We start from the raw sequence: 2372 nt of genomic DNA on the forward strand, positions 1-2372 counted from the left end.
TTGCATAGCACGATTGGATATGTGTCACCCTTTGAGTTTGAAAAGCGGTATTATGATAATTTAACCCTGTCAGGCATCGCTGCCTGACTCAAGTAAATCACTCTCCGATAAAGTCGGGGCGGTTCAGGTAAGGGTTCACCACTATTGTAGAAGCAATTAGGTAGTTTCTTTATGCCATATTTTCTAGTTGAATCCCAATAATAATCATTACTTGATGATTTTGCTAAAGTAATAGGTATAGGGTAGATTTTATTTAATATGGCGTATGAGAATTCATTAAAGTATGTAATGCAGGTTTGTAAGAAGTTTTTGAAGTCTTCTAATGAGGAGTCTCTTTCTTTACTGTTATGCCCCATATGACGATGCTTGGGAATAATACTAAGTATATCGATATCAGATAAGTTATAAGCGATTTTTATGAAATCTCTTGCAGTATTTAGCTTGTCATAAAGAGTTGTAGTGCTTATAGATTTTGCACCACTTAAACGCGCCTTTTGATAGAGATTAATTTGATAATATTTATAATTAGATGCTAAATCATCTAAAGTAAGAGGCTTAGAGCCTTCAAAATCACAAAAATCAAAAAAATATCTTAAATTATGAAGGTAACCTCGCACCGTTTCATCTCTCAACCCTTTTTGAAGGATTTCCCTAAGGTACCTTCTCAACCATTCTACACGTTCTATAGACAATGTTGATTCATCAACTAGGCCCGTAATATAGCTCTTAGTTTTATCTCGGGAATGACCAGAATCGTTCTCTCTATTGGTATAGCAGACTCTACCAATATCGACTTTAAAGGACACACCATCAGCTCTTGAACCTACAATTACTGTGTATTGAGGATCAACGATATCTTCTATTTGCTTAGTGCTTATCTCAATAAGCTGCCTGTCATTGAAAGAATTAGACATTATATTCGCCCTTATCAAATGTTACGCCGAACGTATCTTGTATATCATTGAATTCTTTTACTTCCGAGTCGAATTTTAGATAGGCCTCAGTGGTTGTTAGGCTTCTATGGTTTAACCTTTGTCTGACATGATCAAATATCTTAGAATCAGGGTATTCCTTAGCTCTAAGGTTTCTTACGATATTCATCCCATAGGTAGCACGCAAATCATGGAATGAAAAATTTTGAAGACTTGGTTCAAATTTTTGAACCTTGGAAATGAATTTTTTTAATTCATTTCTTAAAGATTGGCCGTTTTTAGGTACCATAACGGGCGCTTCAGTGTTCCAAACTGGTTTAGGGTTGTTACGATTACGATCTATAATTTCTCTTTCAGCAGTTAAATAGGGGTTTCCAGTTCGAGTTAAAAACACATAGTTATCGTCAGTATTTGCATAAAAGCTGTTTATATTTTGTCTTCTATGTTCCGCTCTTTCGCAATCTATATATGTTGCTAAATGATCAATTAGGTTACGTGAAAACATTAAGCGGTTTAGTCGCCCACCCTTTGAATCTGTTCTGTATTTATATCCAGTATTTATCACGGCATAATTTGAATCAGCATTTTGTTCTAAGTAGTGGAGAGCAGTTTTGATACAAGCAATAGAGAGAGTGCATACGCTTTGTTGTCTAGCTCCTGTTCCGAGAGCTATTCTTATCATTAGCTCTAACTCTATTGACGCATAGTTTTTATCAAATGCCCTGAAAATAATTTCTTGTTCTTCAGAGCTTAAAGGACGCAGACTGCCTCCATCTCTCAACTTACCTAGTGATGGTAAGGGTTTTCTGCTGCTTCTTAGCTTGAGATCATTTGTAATAACACTAATATTCCTCATTATTCCTACATTATTATGAATAGGTATAGAAACCTTCCTTTCTCTAAAGGGCTTATTCTCTATATCAGACTGAGATACGAATGATTGATGCTGTATATAATTATAGAAATGAGCAACAGAGGACAGAATGTTATTAATGTATTGAGAGCTAAAGTCGTGCTGTTCTATTACAGCCTGTAAAAAAGCTTTGAATTTGCGAGGAACTCTTTGCTGGTACTGGGTAGGTAAGTCTAAAAAGTGTTGGTTACTATGTTCTAGGTACTGTAGATAGTATTTTAGGTGGATAGCTCTTGCGGATAACGTTTTCATATTTGAAAGCGCAGGAGTGTCTAGTTGTCCCATGAGATATAGGTTACCTATTTTCCAAGGTAAACCATCTGATTGAATGATAACAGGCATTCTGAAGTGATAATCTGAGTTAGCTAAAGAGCTAAAAGTGTAATCGTAATCATTAGCCTGTGAACCGCCCCGACTTTATCGGAGAGTGATTTACTTGAGTCAGGCAGCGATGCCTGACAGGGTTAAATTATCATAATACCGCTTTTCAAACTCAAAGGGTGACACATATCCAATCGTGCTATGCA

2 protein-coding genes are annotated in these 2372 nt (G+C 36.1%); both read right to left on the reverse strand.

What is annotated here, in order from left to right; genetic code table 11:
* Nucleotides 1-50: 50 nt before the first annotated feature.
* Nucleotides 51-914, reverse strand: coding sequence for a hypothetical protein (locus JMX07_RS13435; RefSeq protein WP_201608427.1), 864 nt, complete (start codon nt 912-914; stop codon nt 51-53).
* Nucleotides 907-2130: a tyrosine-type recombinase/integrase gene (locus JMX07_RS13440; RefSeq protein WP_201608428.1), complete on the reverse strand. Its 1224-nt coding sequence runs from the start codon at nt 2128-2130 to the stop codon at nt 907-909. The genes JMX07_RS13435 and JMX07_RS13440 overlap by 8 nt, the downstream gene beginning before the upstream one ends.
* Nucleotides 2131-2372: the final 242 nt, after the last annotated feature.

The organism is Psychrobacter immobilis, assembly GCF_904846235.1.
Lineage (GTDB): Bacteria > Pseudomonadota > Gammaproteobacteria > Pseudomonadales > Moraxellaceae > Psychrobacter > Psychrobacter immobilis_C.